Raw genomic sequence first — 3,954 nt, forward strand, 5'->3', positions numbered from 1 at the left:
GGTAGGGCGAGGGGTTGGGGGTGTCCACGGTGGATTTGCGAGGGGCTAACCTGTCAGGAATGCCCATGGCATGCCTTCATTTTATTCAGACTGATCTCAGTGAGTGCGTATTTAGCGAATGTGACTTCTCCAAGTCGGAGCTCGGTGCGGCTGTACTGAACAATTCTCGTTTCGTCGGATCAAATTTCCGCAAGGCCGACCTCTCGGAGTGTGAGGCGCGGGGATCTGACTTCAGTAGGGCCTCGTTCGTTGGTGCCAAATTCTACCGTTCTGAAATCGTTGGATCATGTCTCAGAGGGGCATACCTCAACGCGGCATGGATGCACGAGACGGATCTGCGTGAATCAGATTTGTCGGGCGTGTGGTTCGGTCCGGGTGAAGCTTCCGGAACCACTGTCTTCAAGGAGGTCAAGGTCCTCGGGTGCACAGTGACCGGAGCCGGTGGCTGGGTCAGGGGGACCGTGGACGTCGGCACGGAAAGGGAACCCCGCGTCATCGGTGGGCCAGAGCTTGCCGAGTGGTTCCGGGACAACGGGGCGCCGGACGTGAGAGTTGTAATAGGCGACGGATGCACTATCGCTTGACCGTAGGGGGAACAATTGGTTCTCCGGTCTGGTTTTCTAGTGGATGGCAAGCCAGAAGAGAGTGTTCACGAAGCCAAGTGTCAGGCTCCGGGACGGAACTGATGTCTGAACTCCTCAGGGCTCCCGAGGCTGTTGGTTCGTGGGAGTGGTTCGTCGACACAGGTGAGAACGCAGATGTCTTCCACTGCCTCTCCACGCTGGCAGCCGTCGCCGGGATCCTTGACCGCCGTGGGTTGCTGAAGGTCGAATCCGTCGAGGTCTGCTGGGAGCATCCGCAGAGCCGTGGGCCTGATGCCCACCGGACTGTTCCGGTTGCCGGGGCCATCGACACGCCTGAGTACGCGCAGCGCCTCCTGGCCTCCCGTCCGCGGGACGCCCCCGACGCACGGGTCAAGCTGCTGCGGACACGCGGCGGGGGTGCCTGGACGGACGCTCGGGGAAACGTTCACACAGAAGCGGACCTCGTCCTCCTGGAGACCATGCCGCTGTTCGAGGACGTTTCGGTGGAGGCGGCCGTTCACCATGACGTCTGGGCACACCACGCCTTTTCCGGCGTCCCCCACCCGGAGGTGCACGCGGCCAACGCACCCCGGCTCGCAGCGGCTCTGAAAGAGGTCGAGTCCACCTTGCATGCGGCCACGAACCCGGGAGAACCCACCTACTTCGGTGCTGTGGACGGCTACGGTATCCGTGCTCCCGAACCCTACGAGATCGTGGACGGTCTGGCTCCCGACCTCACCGACAGGCTCACCTGAGCCGCGTCAACTCCCTGAACCGTACATCCGCATGCTCGCGAGGTAGTTCGGGTCCAGGCAGTTGTCCCAATCGTCGGCGCTGCGCTGCTCCCACACGTACTCGTCGAAGTCGGTGTCGTACTCCATCTGCGTCCGGTGCACCACGCGTCCGCGCCAGAGGAGTTCCACGCACTCCGCGCGCGACCCCTTCGCGGTGCCGTGGTGGCCACGCTCCACGAAGCCGTGCAGCCCGCTCGGCTCCATCCTCACGATTTCCGCGTTCCAGTGGCTGGGAGTCGTCGGTGTGGCGAGACCGCCAGGAGCCACGTCCATGACCGGTGGGTTCCACTCGACCTTCATCGAACACGGTCCCGCCTTCTCGATGTCGGTCCGGTCGTTTCCGGTCTGGTAGCGGCCGCTGACGTCGGCACGCCAGGCACCGTCACCGAACGGTTTCCAGTGGACGAGCGGCACACCGAGGTCGGGAAGGTGCTCGGCGGCTCCTAGAACGCGGACCTCGTCGAACCCGTACCAGAACACACCGTGATCGGTTCCCCCTTCCTGCCCGTGGTAGGTGATGGTGTCCTGGAGGCCGCCATCGTCGAAGAACCGTTCCCACATACAGGTGTATCGGCCATGGTGCTTGTCCCAGAAGTCGTAGAAGCCGGGGTTCTTCCCGCATCCGGCCTGGATGTCGAGAAGACTTCCGCCGGCTGTCAGTCGAACCGTCACCGGGACGTTGTAGGAGCCGCGCCCGTTGAGCACTCGGCCGATGACCTCTTCGGCCTCGCAGCGCTCGATCCTCCGGCCAGGCCGGGGGATGACACGCAGGAAGTTCGTATAGACATTGGACACGAGCCTTCTCCTCATGGACGGCGCCGGTCGTCCCCGCCGACGTACTCCAGCAGAGAATCCGCGCGGATCCAGGTCAGGGTGACGGCGGACGCATGACCTGCCTGGCACCCGGGCGAAGGCGACGCGGCCATACTCCCTCGCCTGCGCCCTTCTGGTTCTGTCCTCGGCGCGGAAAACCGCTGGCCCGGACCACCGGGAACCGGTTAGGCTCCCGCCCGTGCCCGAATCGGATGACGCGGCCGCCTAGCGGCGGCCGACCCCAGAGTCCTCCCGCCGCATCAGCGACCACGCCGGTGCGGTACCGCGTGCTGCCCGGCTCCGCCTTTCCGATGCCACGGAGCCCCTCTTGTCCACACGCGACCGCGGCGGGATACTCCTCCTCGCCGTCCTGCTCTCCACGCTCACCTTCCCGCTGGCCATCACCGGCGCCTCGGCGGCCCTGCCCGCCGTCCAGGCCGAACTCGGCGCCACGCTGACCGCCGCCCAGTGGGTCGTCAACTCCTACAACGCCTGCTTCGCCGCCTTCCTCGTGTGCGCGGGGTCGGTCGCCGACGCGGTCGGCCGCCGCCGGGTCTACGCCTTCGGCCTCGCCCTGTTCTGCGCCAGCGGTCTGCTGTGCCTGCTCGTCCGGGACGTCACCGCCCTGAACCTGCTGCGCGCGGCGGGCGGCGTCGGCGCCGCGGCGGCGGTCGCCGGCGGCAGTTCGATGATCGCCGCGGCCTTCGAGGGCCCCGCGCGGGCCCGGGCCTTCGGCCTGCTGGGCACGGTGCTGGGCGCCGGTACCGCGTTCGGCCCGGCCGTGGCCGGACTGCTCGTCGAGAACCTCGGCTGGCGGGCCGCGTTCGCCTCCCCGGCCGCCGTGGCCGGGCTCGTCCTCCTCCTCGTGCCCCTCCTGCCCGCCGCGCGCGGCACGGGCAGGCCCGTGGACCGGCTCGGAGCCGTCCTGTTCACCTCGGCACTGCTCGCCTCGATCGCCGTCCTGGTGGAGGGACCCGCGCGCGGCCTGCCGACGGTGCTCGCGGGGCTGGCCCTGGTCGCGGCTCTGGCGATCGCCTTCGTGCTCGTCGAACGCCGGGCCAGCGACCCCCTGGTGGACCTGGTCCTGCTGGCCAACCGCCGGTTCGTCGCCCACGCCCTGGCCGCCGCCGCGTTCATGGCGGTGCTCGTGCCCCTGCTCGTGTACCTGCCGTCGTACCTGATCGCCGTGGTGGGGCTGGGCGCCGGTCAGGCCGGGCTGTGGCTGCTGATGCTCACGCTGCCCACCCTCCTGCTGCCCGCCCCGGGCGCGGAACTGGCCGCGCGCCTGCCCCACACCGCGGTCGTGGTCGGCGCCCTGCTGCTGTGCGCCGCCGGAGCCACGGGGCTGCTCGCGCTGGGGCCCGACGCCACACCGTGGCGGCTGCTCCTGCCGTTCCTGCTGGTCGGAGCCGGGGTGGGCCTCACCAACGGCGTCGTGGACGGAATGGCCATGGGTGCGGTGCCCGCCGAGCGGACGGGCGTCGCGGCCGGGGTGTTCAACGCCTCCCGGATCACCGTGGAGACGGTCGCCCTCGCCGCGGTCGGGGCACTCCTGGCCGCGCTCACCGGGGGACGCCTGGAGGGCGAGCGGTTCACGGACGCGTTCCACGTCGTGGGCCCGGTCCTGGGCGGACTCGCCGTCCTGGCGGCGGCCGCGGCCTGGTCCCTCGGAAGAAGGAGGACAACGGAACCGCACGGCCCGCCCCTTCGCTGAGCCGTCCCGTCCGCGGCCGACCGGCGGGTTCGCGGTCGGGTGCCGACGC

At 68.8% G+C, this 3,954-nt stretch carries 4 protein-coding genes; 3 read left to right on the top strand and 1 reads right to left on the bottom strand.

Annotation, left to right across the window (positions count from 1 at the left end; all coding sequences use genetic code 11):
- The first annotated feature begins 59 nt into the window (after positions 1 to 59).
- Together DQW06_RS26415 and DQW06_RS26420 are read left to right on the top strand one after the other, a co-directional pair.
- Positions 60 to 584: a pentapeptide repeat-containing protein gene (locus DQW06_RS26415; protein ID WP_232051603.1), complete on the top strand. Its 525-nt coding sequence runs from the start codon at positions 60 to 62 to the stop codon at positions 582 to 584.
- A 101-nt stretch (positions 585 to 685) separates the two neighbouring features.
- Positions 686 to 1,339: a hypothetical protein gene (locus tag DQW06_RS26420; protein ID WP_117199517.1), complete on the top strand. Its 654-nt coding sequence runs from the start codon at positions 686 to 688 to the stop codon at positions 1,337 to 1,339.
- A gap of 6 nt (positions 1,340 to 1,345) precedes the next feature.
- Here DQW06_RS26420 and DQW06_RS26425 read toward each other — a convergent pair whose 3' ends face one another.
- On the bottom strand, positions 1,346 to 2,173 hold the full coding sequence (locus DQW06_RS26425; protein ID WP_117199518.1) for a hypothetical protein: 828 nt from the start codon (positions 2,171 to 2,173) through the stop codon (positions 1,346 to 1,348).
- A 346-nt stretch (positions 2,174 to 2,519) separates the two neighbouring features.
- Between DQW06_RS26425 and DQW06_RS26430 the strand changes: the two genes are divergently transcribed.
- Entirely contained in the window at positions 2,520 to 3,905 is a 1,386-nt protein-coding gene (locus tag DQW06_RS26430) for an MFS transporter (RefSeq protein ID WP_117199519.1), read from the top strand.
- Positions 3,906 to 3,954: the final 49 nt, after the last annotated feature.

It is taken from the genome of Nocardiopsis sp. TNDT3, assembly GCF_003427465.1.
In the GTDB taxonomy this organism is placed as follows: Bacteria; Actinomycetota; Actinomycetes; order Streptosporangiales; family Streptosporangiaceae; genus Nocardiopsis; species Nocardiopsis dassonvillei.